At 43.6% G+C, this 18298-nt stretch carries 14 protein-coding genes and 2 pseudogenes; 7 read left to right on the forward strand and 9 right to left on the reverse strand.

Annotated features, from left to right (window positions below; all coding sequences use genetic code 11):
* Positions 1 to 1458 carry an Asp-tRNA(Asn)/Glu-tRNA(Gln) amidotransferase subunit GatA gene (gene gatA, locus NYE36_RS03575; protein WP_007609878.1) on the forward strand — a complete coding sequence of 486 codons (1458 nt, stop codon included), beginning with the start codon at positions 1 to 3 and terminating at the stop codon, positions 1456 to 1458.
* A gap of 13 nt (positions 1459 to 1471) precedes the next feature.
* A complete protein-coding gene (gene gatB, locus NYE36_RS03580) occupies positions 1472 to 2902 on the forward strand; it encodes an Asp-tRNA(Asn)/Glu-tRNA(Gln) amidotransferase subunit GatB (protein ID WP_003155730.1) in 1431 nt (476 codons plus the stop codon).
* A gap of 64 nt (positions 2903 to 2966) precedes the next feature.
* Here the strand turns inward: gatB and NYE36_RS03585 are convergent, their stop codons facing one another.
* On the reverse strand, positions 2967 to 3815 hold the full coding sequence (locus tag NYE36_RS03585) for a TetR/AcrR family transcriptional regulator (protein ID WP_052827151.1): 849 nt from the start codon (positions 3813 to 3815) through the stop codon (positions 2967 to 2969).
* A 128-nt stretch (positions 3816 to 3943) separates the two neighbouring features.
* Between NYE36_RS03585 and NYE36_RS03590 the strand changes: the two genes are divergently transcribed.
* From NYE36_RS03590 to rlmD, 3 genes are all read left to right on the forward strand, one after another.
* Positions 3944 to 7087, forward strand: a complete 3144-nt coding sequence (locus NYE36_RS03590; protein WP_064115516.1) for an efflux RND transporter permease subunit — start codon at positions 3944 to 3946, stop codon at positions 7085 to 7087.
* A 152-nt stretch (positions 7088 to 7239) separates the two neighbouring features.
* Positions 7240 to 8151: a diacylglycerol kinase gene (locus NYE36_RS03595; protein ID WP_015239327.1), complete on the forward strand. Its 912-nt coding sequence runs from the start codon at positions 7240 to 7242 to the stop codon at positions 8149 to 8151.
* A gap of 147 nt (positions 8152 to 8298) precedes the next feature.
* Positions 8299 to 9684: a 23S rRNA (uracil(1939)-C(5))-methyltransferase RlmD gene (gene rlmD / locus NYE36_RS03600; RefSeq protein WP_064115517.1), complete on the forward strand. Its 1386-nt coding sequence runs from the start codon at positions 8299 to 8301 to the stop codon at positions 9682 to 9684.
* A gap of 189 nt (positions 9685 to 9873) precedes the next feature.
* On the opposite strand, the gene NYE36_RS03605 is transcribed toward rlmD, so the two are convergent.
* A complete protein-coding gene (locus NYE36_RS03605; RefSeq protein WP_064115518.1) occupies positions 9874 to 10341 on the reverse strand; it encodes a hypothetical protein in 468 nt (155 codons plus the stop codon).
* Positions 10342 to 10688: 347 nt separating this feature from the next.
* On the opposite strand from NYE36_RS03605, the gene NYE36_RS03610 reads away from it, so the two are divergent.
* Positions 10689 to 11642: an ATP-binding cassette domain-containing protein gene (locus NYE36_RS03610; RefSeq protein ID WP_003155721.1), complete on the forward strand. Its 954-nt coding sequence runs from the start codon at positions 10689 to 10691 to the stop codon at positions 11640 to 11642.
* Positions 11643 to 12518: an ABC transporter permease gene (locus NYE36_RS03615; protein WP_007609910.1), complete on the forward strand. Its 876-nt coding sequence runs from the start codon at positions 11643 to 11645 to the stop codon at positions 12516 to 12518. It begins immediately after the preceding gene.
* A gap of 67 nt (positions 12519 to 12585) precedes the next feature.
* Here NYE36_RS03615 and NYE36_RS03620 read toward each other — a convergent pair.
* The 7 genes and pseudogenes from NYE36_RS03620 to NYE36_RS03650 form a co-directional block, all read right to left on the reverse strand.
* Positions 12586 to 12849 (reverse strand): annotated as a pseudogene (locus NYE36_RS03620) (TIGR01741 family protein); the annotation flags it as partial.
* A gap of 77 nt (positions 12850 to 12926) precedes the next feature.
* Positions 12927 to 13382, reverse strand: coding sequence for a TIGR01741 family protein (locus NYE36_RS03625; protein ID WP_094032660.1), 456 nt, complete (start codon positions 13380 to 13382; stop codon positions 12927 to 12929).
* Between the two features lie 19 nt (positions 13383 to 13401).
* Positions 13402 to 14013, reverse strand: a pseudogene (locus NYE36_RS03630) (DNA/RNA non-specific endonuclease); the annotation flags it as partial.
* A 279-nt stretch (positions 14014 to 14292) separates the two neighbouring features.
* Complete coding sequence (locus NYE36_RS03635) at positions 14293 to 14688, reverse strand: immunity 22 family protein (RefSeq protein WP_094032610.1); 396 nt, start codon at positions 14686 to 14688, stop codon at positions 14293 to 14295.
* A 318-nt stretch (positions 14689 to 15006) separates the two neighbouring features.
* Positions 15007 to 15480: a TIGR01741 family protein gene (locus NYE36_RS03640; protein WP_064115857.1), complete on the reverse strand. Its 474-nt coding sequence runs from the start codon at positions 15478 to 15480 to the stop codon at positions 15007 to 15009.
* An 87-nt stretch (positions 15481 to 15567) separates the two neighbouring features.
* Positions 15568 to 16047, reverse strand: a complete 480-nt coding sequence (locus tag NYE36_RS03645) for an antitoxin YezG family protein (protein WP_064115858.1) — start codon at positions 16045 to 16047, stop codon at positions 15568 to 15570.
* 4 nt (positions 16048 to 16051) lie between these two features.
* Positions 16052 to 18058 carry a T7SS effector LXG polymorphic toxin gene (locus NYE36_RS03650; RefSeq protein WP_094032662.1) on the reverse strand — a complete coding sequence of 669 codons (2007 nt, stop codon included), beginning with the start codon at positions 18056 to 18058 and terminating at the stop codon, positions 16052 to 16054.
* Positions 18059 to 18298: the final 240 nt, after the last annotated feature.

Genomic DNA, 18298 nt, shown 5'->3' on the forward strand with positions numbered 1-18298 from the left:
ATGTCATTATTTGATCACAAAATCACAGAACTGAAACAAATGATACATAAAAAAGAAATCAAGATTTCCGATCTTGTTGATGAATCTTACAAACGGATCGCATCCGTGGATGATAAGGTGCAGGCGTTTTTACAGCTTGATGAAGAAAGAGCCCGCGCTTACGCGAAAGAACTTGACGAAGCGGTTGACGGACGGTCTGAACACGGTCTTCTCTTCGGAATGCCGATCGGCGTCAAAGACAACATCGTGACCAAAGGGCTTCGCACAACATGCTCAAGCAAAATCCTCGAAAACTTCGATCCGATTTACGATGCGACGGTTGTGGAGCGCCTTCAAGCCGCTGAAGCCGTAACGATCGGAAAGCTGAATATGGACGAGTTCGCGATGGGTTCTTCTACTGAAAACTCCGCGTACAAAGCGACGAAAAACCCATGGAATCTCGATACGGTTCCCGGCGGATCAAGCGGCGGTTCCGCAGCTGCGGTTGCCGCGGGCGAAGTGCCGTTTTCACTCGGATCTGATACGGGCGGCTCCATCCGCCAGCCGGCTTCTTTCTGCGGCGTCGTCGGATTAAAGCCTACATACGGACGCGTGTCACGTTACGGTTTGGTCGCTTTTGCGTCTTCATTAGACCAGATCGGACCGATCACAAGAAACGTAGAAGATAACGCATTCCTGCTTCAGGCGATTTCAGGCCCGGACAAAATGGACTCTACGAGCGCCAATGTCGAAGTGCCGGACTTTCTTTCTTCATTAACTGGCGATATTAAAGGCTTAAAAATCGCCGTACCGAAAGAATATCTCGGAGAAGGCGTCGGCAAAGAAGCGAAAGAATCGGTTTTAGCCGCTTTAAAAGTGCTTGAAGACCTCGGAGCGACATGGGAAGAAGTATCTCTGCCGCACAGCAAATACGCGCTTGCGACGTATTATCTGCTGTCTTCTTCCGAAGCGTCTGCAAACCTTGCGCGCTTTGACGGCATCCGCTACGGCTACCGCTCAGACAATGCGGACAACCTGATCGACCTTTATAAACAGACACGCTCAGAAGGCTTCGGCAATGAAGTGAAGCGCCGCATCATGCTCGGCACCTTCGCGCTCAGCTCCGGCTACTATGACGCGTATTACAAAAAAGCGCAAAAAGTGCGCACGCTTATTAAGAAAGATTTTGAAGACGTATTTGAGAAATACGATGTCATCGTCGGACCGACAACGCCGACACCGGCATTCAAAATCGGCGAAAAAACCAGCGATCCGCTCACAATGTACGCCAACGATATTTTAACGATCCCTGTCAACCTCGCGGGTGTGCCGGGAATCAGCGTGCCGTGCGGATTTGCGGACGGACTGCCGCTCGGACTGCAAATCATCGGAAAACACTTTGATGAAGGCACTGTATACCGCGTCGCTCATGCTTTTGAGCAGGCAACAGATCATCATAAAGCGAAACCTGAACTGTAAGGGGTGAAATGAAGTGAACTTTGAAACGGTAATCGGACTTGAAGTCCATGTGGAATTAAAAACAAAATCTAAAATTTTCTCAAGCTCACCGACGCCATTCGGCGCGGAAGCGAATACCCAAACGAGCGTCATCGACCTTGGCTATCCCGGCGTGCTGCCCGTTTTGAACAAAGAAGCGGTCGAATTCGCGATGAAAGCCGCAATGGCTTTGAACTGCGAAATCGCAACGGATACGAAGTTTGACCGGAAAAACTATTTCTATCCCGACAACCCGAAGGCATATCAAATTTCTCAATTTGACAAGCCGATCGGCGAAAACGGCTGGATCGAAATCGAAGTCGGCGGAAAAACGAAAAAAATCGGCATTACCCGTCTTCACCTTGAAGAAGATGCGGGAAAACTGACGCATACGGGCGACGGCTATTCCCTCGTTGACTTCAACCGCCAGGGCACGCCGCTTGTCGAGATTGTATCTGAGCCGGATATCCGCACACCGGAGGAAGCTTACGCATATCTCGAAAAGCTGAAATCAATTATCCAATACACAGGCGTTTCCGACTGTAAAATGGAAGAAGGTTCACTGCGCTGTGACGCCAACATTTCCCTCCGTCCGATCGGCCAGGAGAAATTCGGCACAAAAACGGAGCTGAAAAACCTGAACTCCTTCGCGTTCGTGCAAAAAGGACTTGAGCATGAAGAAAAACGCCAGGAGCAGGTGCTTCTGTCAGGCGGAGTCATTCAGCAGGAGACGCGCCGTTACGATGAAGCGACGAAAAAAACCATTTTGATGCGTGTCAAAGAAGGTTCTGACGACTATCGTTATTTCCCTGAGCCTGACCTTGTCGAGCTCTACATTGATGACGAATGGAAAGAACGCGTAAGAGCAACCATTCCTGAGCTTCCGGACGAGCGCCGCAAGCGTTATATCGAAGAGCTCGGTCTGCCTGCTTATGACGCAATGGTTCTGACGCTGACGAAAGAAATGGCTGATTTCTTCGAAGAAACGGTCAATAAAGGCGCAGAAGCCAAGCAGGCATCAAACTGGCTGATGGGTGAAGTCTCAGCTTACCTGAACGCCGAACAAAAAGAGCTTGAGGATGTCGCACTGACTCCTGAAGGCCTTGCCGGCATGATTAAGCTGATTGAAAAAGGAACCATCTCGTCCAAAATCGCGAAGAAAGTCTTTAAAGAATTAATTGAAAAAGGCGGCGACGCAGAAAAAATCGTCAAAGAAAAAGGCCTCGTGCAGATTTCTGACGAAAGCGTGCTTCTGAAGCTGGTAACAGATGCGCTTGACAGCAACCCGCAGTCAATTGAAGACTTCAAAAACGGAAAAGACCGCGCGATCGGCTTCCTTGTCGGGCAGATTATGAAAGCCTCAAAAGGACAGGCCAACCCGCCGATGGTCAACAAAATCTTACTTGAAGAAATCAAAAAACGATAAAAAAAAGCAGCCGCCTTTAAGGGCGCTGCTGACACGGAGACCGGTAAGCGCCGGTCTCTTTTTTTTATAAGATGAAATAGGTTTCAATGGAAGCCCGCAGCGTTTCAATCTGCTCATTTCCGCTGCCTGCCAAGTTGGACAGCATTCCTTTAATAATCGGTTTTCGCGGCTCTACCTTTGCGCATTCCTCTTCAATGACTTCAAGCGATACGAGGACGTCCTCAGGCAGCCCCTGCTGTGCTTTTATCTTTTGAATATCCGCAAGCAGTCTTTCTCTGTCCGCCGCGGGCTGAGTGAAGATATCCTCAGGCAGCAGCGGATCGGGATTGTCTCTTATCAGTCCCGTAATCAGATCATCGATTCTGGCAATCAGAAAGGCCGCCACGTTTTCCGTCCGGAATGCCGTATGTTCATTAAAAATCAAGAAATGAATATAGGAGCTCACAATTCCTTGCGCCATAACGGACGCATCCGCTAAAAACGGTGTGACGGCATCTCCGTAAACGGAGAGCAACGCATCACGGTACAGCATGTTAAATTGAATATTGGCCTCATGAAAATACTGCTTGACCTTTTGATTTTCAGGAATGACCTTTTCGCTCAGCAAGAGAATGATAAAGTCCTTGTGTTCCATAAATTCCTGGAATTGATATGCGATTTGTTTTCGGAATACGTCCTTAGGCGGTTTATGCTGATGTTCTGTTTTGATTTTCTTTATTTCTTCCATAGACATGCCGATGTAATACTCACATGCTGACAGCAAAAGGTCTTCTTTTGATTTGAAATGGAGATAGAAGGCTCCTTTTGAAATTCCGCATTCGCCGGCGATTTCCTGAATGGTTGTTGAAGAAAACCCTTTTTTGGCAAATAAATGGATGCCTGTTTTTATGATTTTCTCTTTTTTTTCGTTCATGACGTGCTTCCCCTTAATCCTGAAAAATTTAGAAAAATTTACTGCCTTATTAGTTGACGATGTTGAGTTATACCGTTTAGTATTATATAGAATGACCAGTCAGTCAATAAAAATTAACGGAGGACATGATGAACCACATTATTAACTTTGTACTGAAGAACAAATTCGCAGTTTGGCTGATGACGATTATCGTTACTGTAGCAGGGCTGTATGCCGGTATGAATATGAAGCAGGAATCCATACCGGACGTCAACATGCCTTACCTTTCAGTAAATACGACTTATCCCGGAGCTGCTCCGAGTCAAGTTGCGGATGACGTGACAAAACCGATCGAGCAGGCGGTCCAGAATTTAGAAGGAGTGAGCGTCGTAACGTCCACATCCTCTGAAAACGTCTCATCGGTTATGATTGAATATGATTACAGCAAGGATATGGACAAGGCGAAAACCGAAGTCGCTGAAGCGCTGGACAGTGTCAGCCTTCCTGACGACGCGAAAAAACCTGACATTTCCCGTTACAGCCTCAACTCTTTCCCGATTTTGACGCTCAGTGTGACAAGCGGCAAAAGCTCGCTTGAAGATCTGACCAAAAATGTGGAAAACACTCTCGTTCCTAAGCTTGAAGGCATTCAGGGCGTTGCGTCCGTGCAAGTTTCCGGACAGCAGAAAGAGCAGGTGGAATTCTCTTTCAAAGACAAAAAAATGAAAGAGTACGGACTTGATGAAGATACCGTCAAGAAAGTGATCCAAGGCTCTGACGTCAATACGCCGCTTGGATTGTATACGTTCGGCAACAAAGAAAAATCAGTTGTCGTTAACGGAGATATTACGTCAATTAAAGATCTGAAAGATATGAGGATTCCGGTCACATCTTCTTCTGCCGCTCAAGGTCAAGCGGGCGGAGCCGGTGCGGCATCTGCGGCGGACGCTCAGGCTATGCAGCAGGCACAGCAAAGCGCGGCAGCAGGGGTGCCGACAGTCAAGCTTTCTGACATTGCCGACATTAAAGATGTGAAAAAAGCTGAATCCATTTCCCGCACGAACGGAAAGGACAGCATCGGAATTAATATCGTAAAAGCCAATGACGCCAACACGGTAGAAGTGGCCGATGCGATTAAAGATGAACTGAATCAATACAAAAAAGACCATAAAGGGTTCAAGTACAGCTCGACTCTTGATATGGCAGAGCCGATTACAGAGTCGGTGGATACGATGTTAAGCAAAGCGATTTTCGGCGCGATTTTTGCGGTCGTGATCATTCTCTTATTCTTAAGAGATATTAAATCAACGATGATTTCTATCGTTTCCATCCCGCTGTCACTGCTGATTGCGCTTCTTGTGCTGAATCAGCTTGATGTCACATTAAACATAATGACGCTCGGTGCGATGACGGTCGCCATCGGACGGGTAGTCGACGACTCGATTGTCGTGATCGAAAACATTTACCGCCGCATGAGGCTGAAAGATGAACCTTTACGCGGGAAGCAATTGGTGCGTGAAGCGACGAAAGAAATGTTTAAACCGATCATGTCATCAACGATCGTAACCATTGCCGTATTCCTGCCGCTTGCCATGGTCGGCGGACAGATCGGCGAACTGTTTATGCCGTTTGCATTAACAATCGTCTTCGCGCTTGCCGCATCACTGTTGATTTCGATCACACTGGTGCCGATGCTTGCGCACAGCTTATTCAAAAAATCGCTCACAGGCGCGCCTGTTAAAGCGAAAGAGCATAAGCCGGGCAGATTGGCCAATTTCTATAAAAAAGTGCTGCATTGGTCATTAAGACATAAATGGATTACATCTATCATCGCGGTTCTGATGCTTGTCGGCAGTTTGTTCCTCGTACCTCTGATCGGCGCGAGCTACCTGCCTGCGCAAGCGGACAAAACGATGCAGCTCACATACACGCCTGAACCGGGCGAAACGAAAAGCGAAGCTGAAAAAGCTGCGCAAAAAGCGGAAGACATGCTGCTTAAACGCAAACATGTCGATACCGTTCAGTATTCATTAGGCTCGCAAAGTCCGCTCGGCGGAAGCTCAAACGGCGCATTGTTCTACGTGAAATACGAGGATGACACGCCTGATTTTGACAAAGAAAAAGACAATGTCTTAAAAGAAATCAAAAAAACATCCAGCCGCGGCGAATGGAAATCACAAAATTTCAGTTCGTCAGGCAACAACAACGAATTAACGTACTATGTGTACGGAGATTCAGAGTCTGATATTAAAGGCACGGTCAAAGACATCGAAGGCATCATGAAAAAGCAGAAAGATCTGAAAGACGTCAACTCAGGCCTTTCCAGCACTTATGATGAGTACACGTTCGTCGCTGACCAGGAGAAACTCAGCAAGCAGGGCCTGACGGCTTCGCAAATCTCCCAAGCCCTGATGTCCCAAACGTCACAGTCTCCTTTGACAACGGTGAAAAAGGACGGCAAAGAGCTTGATGTGAACATCAAAACAGAAAAAGACCAGTATAAGAGTGTAAAAGAATTAGAGGATAAAACCATCACATCGCCTGCAGGCCAAGAAGTAAAAATCGGCGATGTGGCGAAAGTGAAAAACGGCACGACATCCGATACCATTTCCAAACGCGACGGCAAAGTGTACGCTGACGTAACGGCAACCGTCACTTCTGACAACGTCACGAAGGTGTCATCAGCCGTTCAAAAGAAAGTTGACAAACTGGATAAGCCGGACAATGTATCGATTGATACCGGCGGTGTATCAGCGGATATTGCTGATTCCTTTACGAAACTCGGCTTAGCAATGCTTGCCGCAATCGCCATCGTATACCTCGTTCTTGTGATCACGTTCGGCGGAGCATTAGCGCCGTTTGCGATTCTGTTCTCGCTTCCGTTTACAGTCATCGGCGCATTAGCCGGACTGTATGTATCCGGAGAGACGATCAGTCTGAATGCCATGATCGGTATGCTGATGCTGATCGGAATCGTCGTCACAAATGCGATTGTGTTAATTGACCGCGTCATCCATAAAGAAGCGGAAGGCTTATCGACGAGAGAAGCGCTCCTGGAAGCCGGCTCTACGAGATTGCGTCCGATTCTGATGACGGCGATCGCGACAATCGGCGCCCTGCTTCCATTGGCATTGGGCTTCGAAGGCGGAAGCCAGGTCATTTCTAAAGGACTCGGTGTCACCGTTATCGGCGGTTTAATCAGTTCGACTCTGCTTACCCTTCTGATTGTGCCGATCGTATATGAAGTATTAGCGAAATTCCGTAAGAAAAAACCTGGAACGGAAGAAGAGTAAGACAGCGGGCCTTGGCTCCTTAAACGGAGCCGGGCCCTTTTTTCTTCTGGCAATTCCTGTACATATTGTTGCGATTTTCTCAAGTCATAGTATAATTAAAGGTTGTTAGTGTTAATAATGGATCGGATACTCTTAAGTAGGATGATGAGATAATGAAACGTGCACGCATAATATACAATCCGACTTCAGGACGGGAGCTTTTTAAGAAAAATCTTGCCCAGGTCCTGCAAAAATTTGAACAAGCCGGTTATGAAACCTCCACCCATGCCACCACATGCGCGGGGGATGCCACCAACGCCGCAAAAGAAGCCGCTTTGCGGGAGTTTGACTTGATTATCGCAGCCGGCGGAGACGGAACGATTAATGAAGTCGTCAACGGCCTTGCGCCGTTAGACAAACGCCCGACACTCGGCATCATTCCGGTCGGCACGACAAATGACTTCGCCAGAGCGCTGGGCATTCCGAGAGAGAATATACTGAATGCCGCTGATACCGTCATTAACGGCGTAGCCCGCCCGATCGACATCGGACAGGTGAACGGTCAGTATTTTATCAACATCGCCGGCGGAGGCCGTCTGACGGAGCTGACGTATGATGTGCCGAGCAAACTGAAAACGATGCTCGGCCAGCTTGCTTATTATTTAAAGGGAATGGAAATGCTGCCTTCACTTCGACCGACAGAAGTCGAGATTGAATATGACGGCAAGCTGTTTCAAGGCGAAATTATGCTGTTTTTAGTGACGCTGACCAACTCGGTCGGCGGATTCGAGAAGCTGGCCCCTGATTCCAGCCTAAATGACGGCATGTTTGATTTAATTATTTTGAAAAAAGCCAATCTCGCGGAGTTTATCAGAGTCGCGAGCATGGCGCTCAGAGGCGATCATATTAACGATCAGCACATTATTTACACAAAAGCGAACCGTGTGAAAGTCAATGTATCAGAAAAGATGCAGCTGAACCTGGACGGCGAGTACGGCGGCATGCTGCCGGGCGAATTCGTGAACCTGTACCGGCATATTCACGTCATCATGCCGAAGGAGAAAGCGGAACAGCTGGATGATTAATACGCGGACAAAATCCTAAAACAGTATTCGTTTTAGGATTTTGTCATCTTTTCAGCGTGATCGGAAACCTTTGAAGGCTGACATTGAATTTGAAGGTTTGCCAGCACGCTGAAACAAGGCTATTGGTAAAACTAGAGGTGATTATAGATGAAAATGAAACCCCCGATAGAAAAAAATGAATACTATGATGTGACATTTGAGGATTTGACGCACGAAGGAGCGGGCGTCGCAAAGGTTCAGGGCTTCCCGATTTTCGTGCCGAACGCCCTGCCTGAGGAAAAAGCGCAAATCAAAGTGACACGCGTCAAAAAAGGCTTCGCTTTCGGCCGCTTAATCGAGCTGAAGGAAGAAAGCCCGCACAGAACGGATGCCCCATGCCCGATCTACAAACAATGCGGCGGCTGCCAGCTTCAGCACATGACCTATGAAGGCCAGCTCTTGTTTAAACAGAAACAAGTCAAAGACGTCTTAGAACGGATCGGCAAGCTGGACCTGTCCAATGTCACCGTGCACCCGACGCTCGGCATGGAAGACCCGTGGAACTACAGAAACAAAGCGCAGGTGCCGGTAGGAGAACGGGAAGGCGGACTCGTCGCCGGATTCTATCAGCAAAGAAGCCATGACATCATTGACATGAGCGCCTGCATGATCCAGCAATCCAAAAACGACGAAGCCGTTCAAGCCGTCAAAGACATTTGCGCCTCATACGGCGTCAAAGCCTACAACGAAGAACGCCACAAAGGCTGGCTCCGCCACATCATGGTCAGATACGGCGTCGTCACGGGCGAAATGATGATCGTCTTCATCACAAGAACAAGCGATTTTCCGCACAAAGCGAAGATCATCGAAGACATCACGGCGCAATTCCCGCACGTCAAATCCATCGTGCAAAACATCAACCCAAACAAAACAAACGTCATCTTTGGGGACGAAACAAACGTCATCTGGGGCGAAGAATACATCTACGACCTCATCGGAGACGTCAAATTCGCCATCTCCGCCAGATCGTTCTATCAGGTCAACCCGGAACAGACAAAAGTGCTCTACGACAGAGCGCTTGAGTACGCGGAGCTGCAAGGGGAAGAAACCGTCATCGACGCCTACTGCGGCATCGGCACGATTTCTCTCTTCTTAGCGAAGCAGGCGAAGAAAGTATACGGCGTCGAAATCGTGCCGGAAGCCATTGAGGATGCAAAACGCAACGCTGAGCTGAACGGCATCACGAACGCAGAATTCGCAGTCGGAGAAGCAGAAACCGTCATTCCGAAATGGTATGAAGAAGGCATTACAGCCGACACCCTCGTCGTCGACCCGCCAAGAAAAGGCTGCGACGAAGCCCTCCTGCGCACAATCATCGACATGAAACCGAAGCGGGTGGTGTACGTCTCCTGCAACCCAGGAACGCTTGCAAGAGACCTGCGGGTGCTTGAGAATGGCGGGTATCAGACGCACGAAGTGCAGCCTGTGGATATGTTCCCGCATACGAATCATGTGGAGTGTGTGGCTGTGCTGGAATTAAGAGAAGGCAACTAACCCTTAGGGATGGTTGCCTTTTTTTAATCCGCATTTTTTTTGCATTCAGGACGAACTCGTGACATGAGAGGAGTACCAGAAGATGTTTGGCTAACGCCTATAATATAGCTTTCTATACATCTCTTTATGTAATAAAGGGTACCTTTTTAGGAACCCTTTATTAATATTCACTCTAGAGGGGCAGCTTTTTTAATACACTTTCATATCTTGTTTTTTCTCCTTACTAATCATTACTTTTTCTAAATAACTCTTAAGAAATACATTATCTATCCTATCCGGAATGTAACCCAGACGTTTATTTAATATATTCTCTATGATATACATTTTCTTTGTGTAATATTGGTAACTATCCGTTACGATTTGAACATTTTCTGATTCATTTCCCTTTTCTGTTTCAAGTCGAGATTTATATAGCTGATCATACTTCTGTTTGCGTATTTTTCTTGAGAGCCGCAGTAAATGAAATAATTCAATTGTTGGCAGAGTCATTAGTTCTGGTGTAGACTTATCCAAATCTAATTCAGAAGTATGCTCACGATATTCTATGATTTCACGTTTTCCATCTCTCTGAACATTATGTATGTACATTAAGCAAAAACTACAGTAATACTGATTATCCTTTTGAATTGAAGTTGCACAATAAGGGCATGTTTCCATTACGTTCTCCTTTCTGAATATTCTAAGATAATATGTATTTCGGTTACAAACAAGAATTTTAAATAGTATTAGAGATTCTTAACAAAACCCTTTTTATGATAAAGGGTTTATTGATTACAGCATGTATAAGTTTCATGCAAAATCAATAAGTGATCCCTATGTATAGAAAATCCACCGAGCCTAAACCCAATAACAAAACGCGAAAATAATAAATTATATTGTTATAATCATGATAATTATTTATAAAAAGATAATAAAGTTGGATAAAAATGAGAAAATCCTGGCGGAAATGACGATATAGAGTTAGTGAACAACGGTATAGAATCTTACTTTTCGAGGTGAACAGAATGGGAGAAGAACAAGACATTATTACAGTAACCGATCTGCGCAAAAAATATGGATCATTTGAAGCAGTGAAAGGGGTATCCTTTTCTGTCAAACGCGGCGAGCTGTTTGCATTTCTGGGAACGAACGGTGCAGGGAAATCGACCACTATCGATATTCTCTGTACGCTGATTAAAAAGACATCCGGAAAAGTGGTAATAGACGGTTATACGCTTGGTGAGGGGAAAGAGAATAATCATATCCGCAAAAAGATTGGGGTTGTCTTTCAAGAGAGCATTTTGGATGAACGATTGACCGTTTATGAAAATATCATGAACCGCGGACAATATTATCATTTAAGCAAGGCACAAGTGCAAGAGAACTATCAGTTTGTAACAGACTATTTAAAATTGGATGATATTAAGGAGAAAAAATACAGCGATTTGTCAGGCGGACAAAGAAGAAGAGCGGATATTGCCCGTGCCATCATCCATAAACCGACTATATTATTTTTAGATGAGCCTACTACAGGTCTTGATCCGCAAACGAGAGTTTTTGTTTGGAATGCGATTAAAAGGCTGCAGGAAGAAACAAACATGACGATCTTTTTAACGACCCATTACATGGAGGAGGCCGCTGTGGCTGATAACGTTGTGGTCATCAAAGAAGGACGTCTGATCGCAGAGGGTACACCGAGTCAGCTGAAAGATCAATATGCGTTTGACAGTCTGCATATGATGTTTAAGCAAGGCGTTGATCCGACTGCATGGTTTGAAAATAAACAACTGGATTTTACGGTTAAAAACTCTATTTATTCCCTTCGTGTAGAATCCACTCTCCAAGCGTTTGACATTTTGAAAGGTCTTGAAGGAAAAATCGAATCTTTCGAGGTGATTAAAGGGAATATGGATGATGTGTTTATCCATATTATCGAAGAACAAGGAAGCAGTTTGCCAGTAAAGGGGAGCATTGCATAAATGAAGTCTTTATCCAGTTTAATCAGCAGAAATATAAAAATATACTTCCGTGATCGAACACTTTTGCTTCTTTCTTTGCTGTCAGTATTTATCGTCATTCTGTTATATGCCGTGTTCTTACAGCAGACACAGCTGGACGCCATTAAGGCCTTGGTCGGTTCGACAGATGATTCCAAAGCAATGGTGAACGAATGGATGGTGGCGGGATTGTTGTCCATTACAGCTGTGACAACGACTTTAGGCGCTTTCGGAATTATGGTGAAAGATAAAGAAAGCAAGAGAACGTATGACTTTTTAACAGCTCCTTTATCAAGGGCGACCATCCAATTGAGCTACGTCATTCATTCATTTGTCATCGGCTTGATCTTTTCATTCATCGCCTTTTTAGGCTGTGAAATTTTTCTCGTTTCAACAGGCAGCAAACTTTTAAGCGGAACAGATATACTTGAAGTATTGGGGATTATTATTCTTTCAGTTGCACTGTCAAGCTCCATTAATTTATTTTTAACGCTGTTTATTCACACACAAAATGCATTTTCGACGTTAAGTACGATTGTCGGAACAGCCATCGGTTTTTTATGCGGAGTATATGTGCCGATCGGCGGCGTACCGGTGTTTGTGCAGAAGATTATTATGTACTTCCCTATCAGCCACACCGCCGTTCTGTTCAGAAAAGCGTTTATGACAGACTCAGTTGATAAAGTATTTAAACATGCTTCTGCGGACCAAATACAGGAATATGAAAAGCATTACGGGATCGTCTACAAGTTAAACGGCCATTTTATCAGTACGGCAGCAAGCTTGTGGATCATTGTTATTACAGCCATCATATTTACCGTCATATCTATTTTCATATTTAAAAAACAAAATAAATGACTTCTTCAAACGATACATAACGATGTAACAGGCAGCATCCGTTTACTGGATGCTGCCTGTTTTGTTTATCATTATTCTTTTTGTGCTCAATTCTAAAGAGTTCTCGGATTTCTCTTGTGTTGAAGATATCTTTATTTACACTGTATCGGGCAGATATATCTTGTGAATAAATAAGTTGATGTTTTTCTGGTGTCGTGAAGTGAAAGAGGACCATGGTAGAGTCATCTAATACTTCTGCATAAAGATATACTTTTGCCCATTCACAAGGTATGATGTCATTTAATTTCTGACTAATAAGCTGGTACAAATCTTGCATTTTTTTAGTTTCCAATCTTTTTCACCCTCAATCGTCGAGAGATCCTAGTTATAAAAAATAGCCCAGCAGAGAAGCGCTGGGCCATTATTGATTTATAGACCGAAGTAGCTTATTACAAATTCTTTATCGTCCTCATCTTCAGGCAAAATCCCCAAGTTTTGATATTCCCATATTGCGATTCTTTCATATCCATCTAAATCTGATGCTAAAATATCATCATAATTATAATCTAATTGGAATTCTCCGCTACGATCCAATGTTAGTGTAAGGTTAGTCCAAACATCATCGTTATTATTTCTGTGTTCAGTTTTTAATTCTTCAAAAAGTTCTCTTAGTTCTCTTAACAACGTCTTGAAAATGTCCTTGCTTACGTTGTAATGGCTAGGTATATCTTGTGAATAAATAATTTGATTATTTTCGGGTGTTCTGAAGTGAAAAAGAACCATTGTGGAATCATCTAATACTTCTGCATAAAGATATATCTTTGTCCATTCACCAGGTATAATGTCATTTAGTTTTTCTCCAATAAGTTGATATAAATCTTGCATTCTCTTAGTTTCCATTAGGTTAACCCCCTCGCTGATTTTTAATAGAGACGCTTATTTCTTTTCTGCTCCCAATTTTGTAGGTTACATCGAAATATGATGGTCTAAGTGAATCTCCAGAATAGACTGGTTCTATTTGAACTGCTACTTTTTTAGGTGGTTTTTTGCTTAGGGCTTTTGCCCACTCTTGCTCCATCTCATACCATTTCCCGCCGCTCCTATTAATCTGAGAGTTCATCGGCACGATGTTGTCGAATTGGCCTGAGCCTTTGAATTGGGTGGCGATTAGGTGGCCTCCGTCGTCATCTGTCAGACGGTCTGGTTTACCTGCTTTTGACTGTGCATATTGGTTGCGTTTTGCTTCTCCCAGCTGCAAGTCTGCTTTGACACTTGTAATTCTACCATAGTTGTCAGTGGTGTACGTGTAGCCTTCCTTTGTTTTGTAGATGACATTCGGCTTCAATACTTTCTTTCTGGTCCATTTCGCAAAATGCTCGCCGTATTTGACTGTTACCGGCGGTACATGCGGTGCCGGTGTCCGTCTGCCGCTTGCGGAGGTTCCGTACGGTTTCGGCAGTAACACTTTGGCGAATGCTTGCAGTGCTTCTTTTAAACTTTTGTTGTAAGGCACTCCTTCGGCGGTACCACGCATGGAGTGGGCGATAGTGGAGAATAACCTCCAGTTATAGTTAGTACTTTGTCTGTGAGAGAACGCCCCTCCTTTTGTTTATCTATGGATATTTATAGTCTTTTAGGTTTTACACGCAAACAAAAAAGGCCTCTGAAAAAAAGAGAGCCTTCTTCTAGTCATCCTACTTTTTATCTTCTTCCAAGTAGTATGAATAACCATCTAATAAAATCTCTACATTATGAAAATGTAATTCTGAATTATGTTTTATTATGATTTTTTCTTTTATACATAGGAAACTGCTCCAATAAATTTAAATGAATAGTTTTTTGCGTTTATTTCTTTCTCCCTGCCGTCATATTCAAAATTATATAAAAGAACAGCAGCATTGATTTGATCAGGGAGTGTGGTACCTACTATGTCTTCGAAACGAGGTAAGATGACACTATCGTATGAACAGCCGTCAATTAGTGCAGGTAAATTGTTACGATTATTTTCATGTGCAACTTTTTCTATAAAATCTTCATCTAAATCATCGATATCTATATCAAAGTCAATTAAAAATTGGGAAGGAAGAAAATCACCCTCATCTTCATTGTAAACTAATTCAACATATTTACTTAATGATTCATTATCCTTTATACTTCCAATCCACAATGATACGTAATTTTGACGTTCCATATAAACCTCCTATTATTAAATCCTCAATCCTTTTGGCAGGGCTTCCACTCCACCTTTAAGTCTATAGTTTGCCCAATTATTCAATCTTTGGACAAATATATTATAGTTTAAAGATGAATCAATAATTCATGGAAATTTTTGGCGGTGTTATAGGTTGTTTGCCTAATGATAGATAATTGTCTTGAGAAAGGTTAGCCTCATTATAGAGTTTATTAATTGTATTTATAATCAATATATTCATATAGAAAACCTCTGTAAATTCTTTATTTTAGATTAGTTTATAAAAAATAGCTCAGCAGAAGGGCTGAGCCATTTTTTTTAATTGTAGACCGGGTAGCTAATTACAAATTCTTTATCATCCTCATCTTCAGGCAAAATACCAAGGTTTTTATATTCCCATATTGCGATTCTTTCATATCCATCTAAATCTGATGCTAAAATATCATCATAATTATAATCTAATTGGAATTCCCCGCTACGATCCAATGTTAGTGTAAGGTTCGTCAAAACATCATTGTTATTATTTCTGTGTTCAGTTCTTAATTCTTCAAAAAGTTCTCTTAGCTCTCTTAACAACGTCTTGAAGATATCCTTGCTTACGTTGTAGTGGCTAGGTATGTCTTGTGAATAAATAATTTGATTATTTTCTGGTGTTCTGAAGTGAAAAAGAACCATTGTGGAATCATCTAATACTTCTGCATAAAGACAAATTTTTGTCCATTCACAAGGTATGATGTCATTCAAATTCTGACTAATAAGCTGATACAAATCTGGCATTTTCCTAGTTTCCAATCTTTTCACCTTTAATCGTCGAGAAATCTTAGTTATAAAAATAGCCCAGCAGTGAAGGCTGAGCATTTTTGATTATTGTAAAATAGATTATTTTTCTTCCGAATTGAGATAGCGTTCCAAGAACTCCCTGTTTTTCTTACCAGTAGGAACCAAACCTAAATGTTTATATTCCCAAACTACTTGACGTTGAGTACCGTTTAGTTCTGAAGCAATAACATCATCATAATCATAGTCAATTGAAAACTTTCCGGTATGCTCTAGCTTGAGTGTAAGGTTAGTCCACACATCTGAGTTATTCGCTTTCCATTCATCTCTTAGTTCATCAAATAAATCTTGTAGTTTGATTAACAAGTCATCATAAATTTGTTCACTTACTTGATAATGTTCCGGAATGTCATGTGAATAAATGAACGCTTCACTATTTTTTGTATTAAAGAAAAAGTATACTTCTCTAGAGTCATCTAAAATCTCTGCGTATAGAGCAACTTTATTCCATTCTGCTGGAATCATTTCATTAATTAGTTCTGCTATTTTTTGATATAATTGGCCCATTTTTTCTGTCTCCATAATATCAACCTCCTGCTTGGTTTCTTATTGTCATATTTTTATATCTGCCATCACCAACTTTATACTTCACTTTAAATAAAGTTGGTCTCAATGAATCGCCTTGATAAACATTTTCTATTTGCACACTAACTGTTTCGGGAGGTTCTTCTTTAAGAGCTTTTGCCCATTCCTGCTCCATCTCATACCATTTCCCGCCGCTCCTATTAATCTGAGAGTTCATCGGCACGATGTTGTCGAACTGGCCTGAGCCTTTGAATTGGGTGGCGATTAGGTGGCCTCCGTCGTCATCTGTCAGACGGTCTGGTTTACCTGCTTTTGACTGTGCATATTGGTTGCGTTTTGCTTCTCCCAGCTGCAAGTCTGCTTTGACACTTGTAATTCTACCATAGTTGTCAGTGGTGTACGTGTAGCCTTCTTTTGTTTTGTAGATGACATTCGGCTTCAATACTTTCTTTCTGGTCCATTTCGCAAAATGCTCGCCGTATTTGACCGTTACCGGCGGTACATGCGGTGCCGGTGTCCGTCTGCCGCTTGCGGAGGTTCCGTACGGTTTCGGCAGGATGACCTTGGCGAATTTCTGAAGTCCTTCTTTAAGTGTGACCCCGTTGACTGCGTTGTAAGGAACGCCTGCCGGCACTAAGTCGTGACGCGGATGATACGGGAGAATATCAGCCAGGGTGAGATCTCCGATTTGATTTAACTTGGTTTTGACACGTTTTTTTGATACTTCGATGCCTGTGTTTACTTTTTGTTTGATGTGATCAACGGTTTGTTTTGAGACCGTTATCGCTTTTTGTGCTGTGGCGGATTTGCTTGCTGCTGTTTTGACTTTGGTTGTCACTTTGGCGGCTGTGCCTGTTTTTGAGACGGCGCCGACGCCTTTTGTGCCGACAACTGATGTCACAACGGTGCCCACTGCATATGACACCCATCTTGCTCTGGAGTAGGTGTCGCCATTCACCATGTCTTTTTGGTACGATTCTTCGATTGCCGCTGAAATGGCTTCATACGTTTTGATCGGGTGAGCCACCGCTCCTGTAATGGCTTCAACCGTTCCGCCCGGATCTGTGACCATATCCCACAGGCCTGTGACCGCGTCTTTTCCGGAATCATAAAGGCCGACGGCAACGCCTTTGAAACCGTCTGTAAGTTCACGCGTGTTTTCAATTTGAGTGAAGTAGCGCTGCTGTTCTTTTGTCAGGTTTTTATAGCCGATCGTTTTGGCCATTGAATAGAATTCATCGGCATTCGCATAATCGTAGTTTTTCAGTCTTTCTTTCAGTTTTTCAATCTCCCGCTCTTTCGCTTCTTCCTTTTTAATCGTCAAATAAGCATCCGAATGTCTTGCAATCTCGTCTTTTTTCTTATGGATGTCGCTTTCTCGGTACGCCTTGGCATTGTAGTGAAGCGGCGTGGCGCTTTTTCCTTTGCCTGTTGCGTTTTGAAGCTGCTGGAAATCTGCTTGGATAAAATGTTCATTTGCTTCGGTTTCTGCGTATTCTTTCGTTAGATCGTGATCAAGCTTGCCGAGCTTATGTATCGTTTCGCTTCTTTTTTTGTCAGCTGAAGAAAGCTTCAGATCTGTGCTTTCGGTTGAAAACAATTCGAGCGAGATAATTTCATCGATCTCATCCAGGATGGAGCGCATGTCCTTTTTCTGCCCTTCCATAATTGCCTTTGATTTACTGAGGGCGTGGGTGAGCTCGTGCTCCAGAAAAGATTCTTCTACATGAGATTCGGAAAGACCTGCGTCTTCGACTTTGCCGGAAAGGCTTGTGAGAAATGCGATTTTCATATCGATCAGATCAAGCCAGCTGTCTGTGACGCCGGCGTGGTCCTGGAAAAAGGCTTTGATATTGTCAGCGCCCCGGCCTGAAAAGTCGCTGTCACCGAGGTCAGCCATACCTTGAAACGCTTTTTTTAGATTGACCATCTGGCCGCGCAGTTCTTTGTATTCACTCGCACGCTGTTTGGCAGCGGCCAGCAGGCTGTTTGCTTCGAAAACTTTCATGACCATATCCTTTCTTTTGTTCGATATCAAAATTTTACCACGTAAGTCAGGATATACAGTGTAGGAAATAGGTAATAAGAATAAAATGAATCTTTTGGCTTGCGACTTCCTTCCTGTATGAAGGGAGGCTTTTTATGTTTTGTATAATAACCCTCACATTCGGCTTACTGTTTTAAGCGTGCCTGTTTTTTCTAATGTCTTACACTCGAAACAACCCAACCGCTGAGGTATAATAGAAGC

Origin of the sequence: Bacillus sp. FSL R5-0593 (genome assembly GCF_038603755.1) — a bacterium.
Taxonomy (GTDB): domain Bacteria; phylum Bacillota; class Bacilli; order Bacillales; family Bacillaceae; genus Bacillus; species Bacillus velezensis.

What these genes read in the sequence shown, in the direction of transcription:
- NYE36_RS03625 (WP_094032660.1), bottom strand. Translation starts at nt 13,382, where the DNA reads ATGCAAGATTTATATCAACTTATTGGAGAAAAACTAAATGACATTATA.
- NYE36_RS03605 (WP_064115518.1), bottom strand. Translation starts at nt 10,341, where the DNA reads ATGGAAACATGCCCTTATTGTGCAACTTCAATTCAAAAGGATAATCAG.
- NYE36_RS03615 (WP_007609910.1), top strand. Translation starts at nt 11,643, where the DNA reads ATGAAGTCTTTATCCAGTTTAATCAGCAGAAATATAAAAATATACTTC.
- NYE36_RS03590 (WP_064115516.1), top strand. Translation starts at nt 3,944, where the DNA reads ATGAACCACATTATTAACTTTGTACTGAAGAACAAATTCGCAGTTTGG.
- NYE36_RS03650 (WP_094032662.1), bottom strand. Translation starts at nt 18,058, where the DNA reads ATGAAAGTTTTCGAAGCAAACAGCCTGCTGGCCGCTGCCAAACAGCGT.
- rlmD (WP_064115517.1), top strand. Translation starts at nt 8,299, where the DNA reads ATGAAAATGAAACCCCCGATAGAAAAAAATGAATACTATGATGTGACA.
- NYE36_RS03585 (WP_052827151.1), bottom strand. Translation starts at nt 3,815, where the DNA reads ATGAACGAAAAAAAAGAGAAAATCATAAAAACAGGCATCCATTTATTT.
- NYE36_RS03595 (WP_015239327.1), top strand. Translation starts at nt 7,240, where the DNA reads ATGAAACGTGCACGCATAATATACAATCCGACTTCAGGACGGGAGCTT.
- gatA (WP_007609878.1), top strand. Translation starts at nt 1, where the DNA reads ATGTCATTATTTGATCACAAAATCACAGAACTGAAACAAATGATACAT.
- NYE36_RS03645 (WP_064115858.1), bottom strand. Translation starts at nt 16,047, where the DNA reads ATGGAGACAGAAAAAATGGGCCAATTATATCAAAAAATAGCAGAACTA.
- NYE36_RS03610 (WP_003155721.1), top strand. Translation starts at nt 10,689, where the DNA reads ATGGGAGAAGAACAAGACATTATTACAGTAACCGATCTGCGCAAAAAA.
- NYE36_RS03635 (WP_094032610.1), bottom strand. Translation starts at nt 14,688, where the DNA reads ATGGAACGTCAAAATTACGTATCATTGTGGATTGGAAGTATAAAGGAT.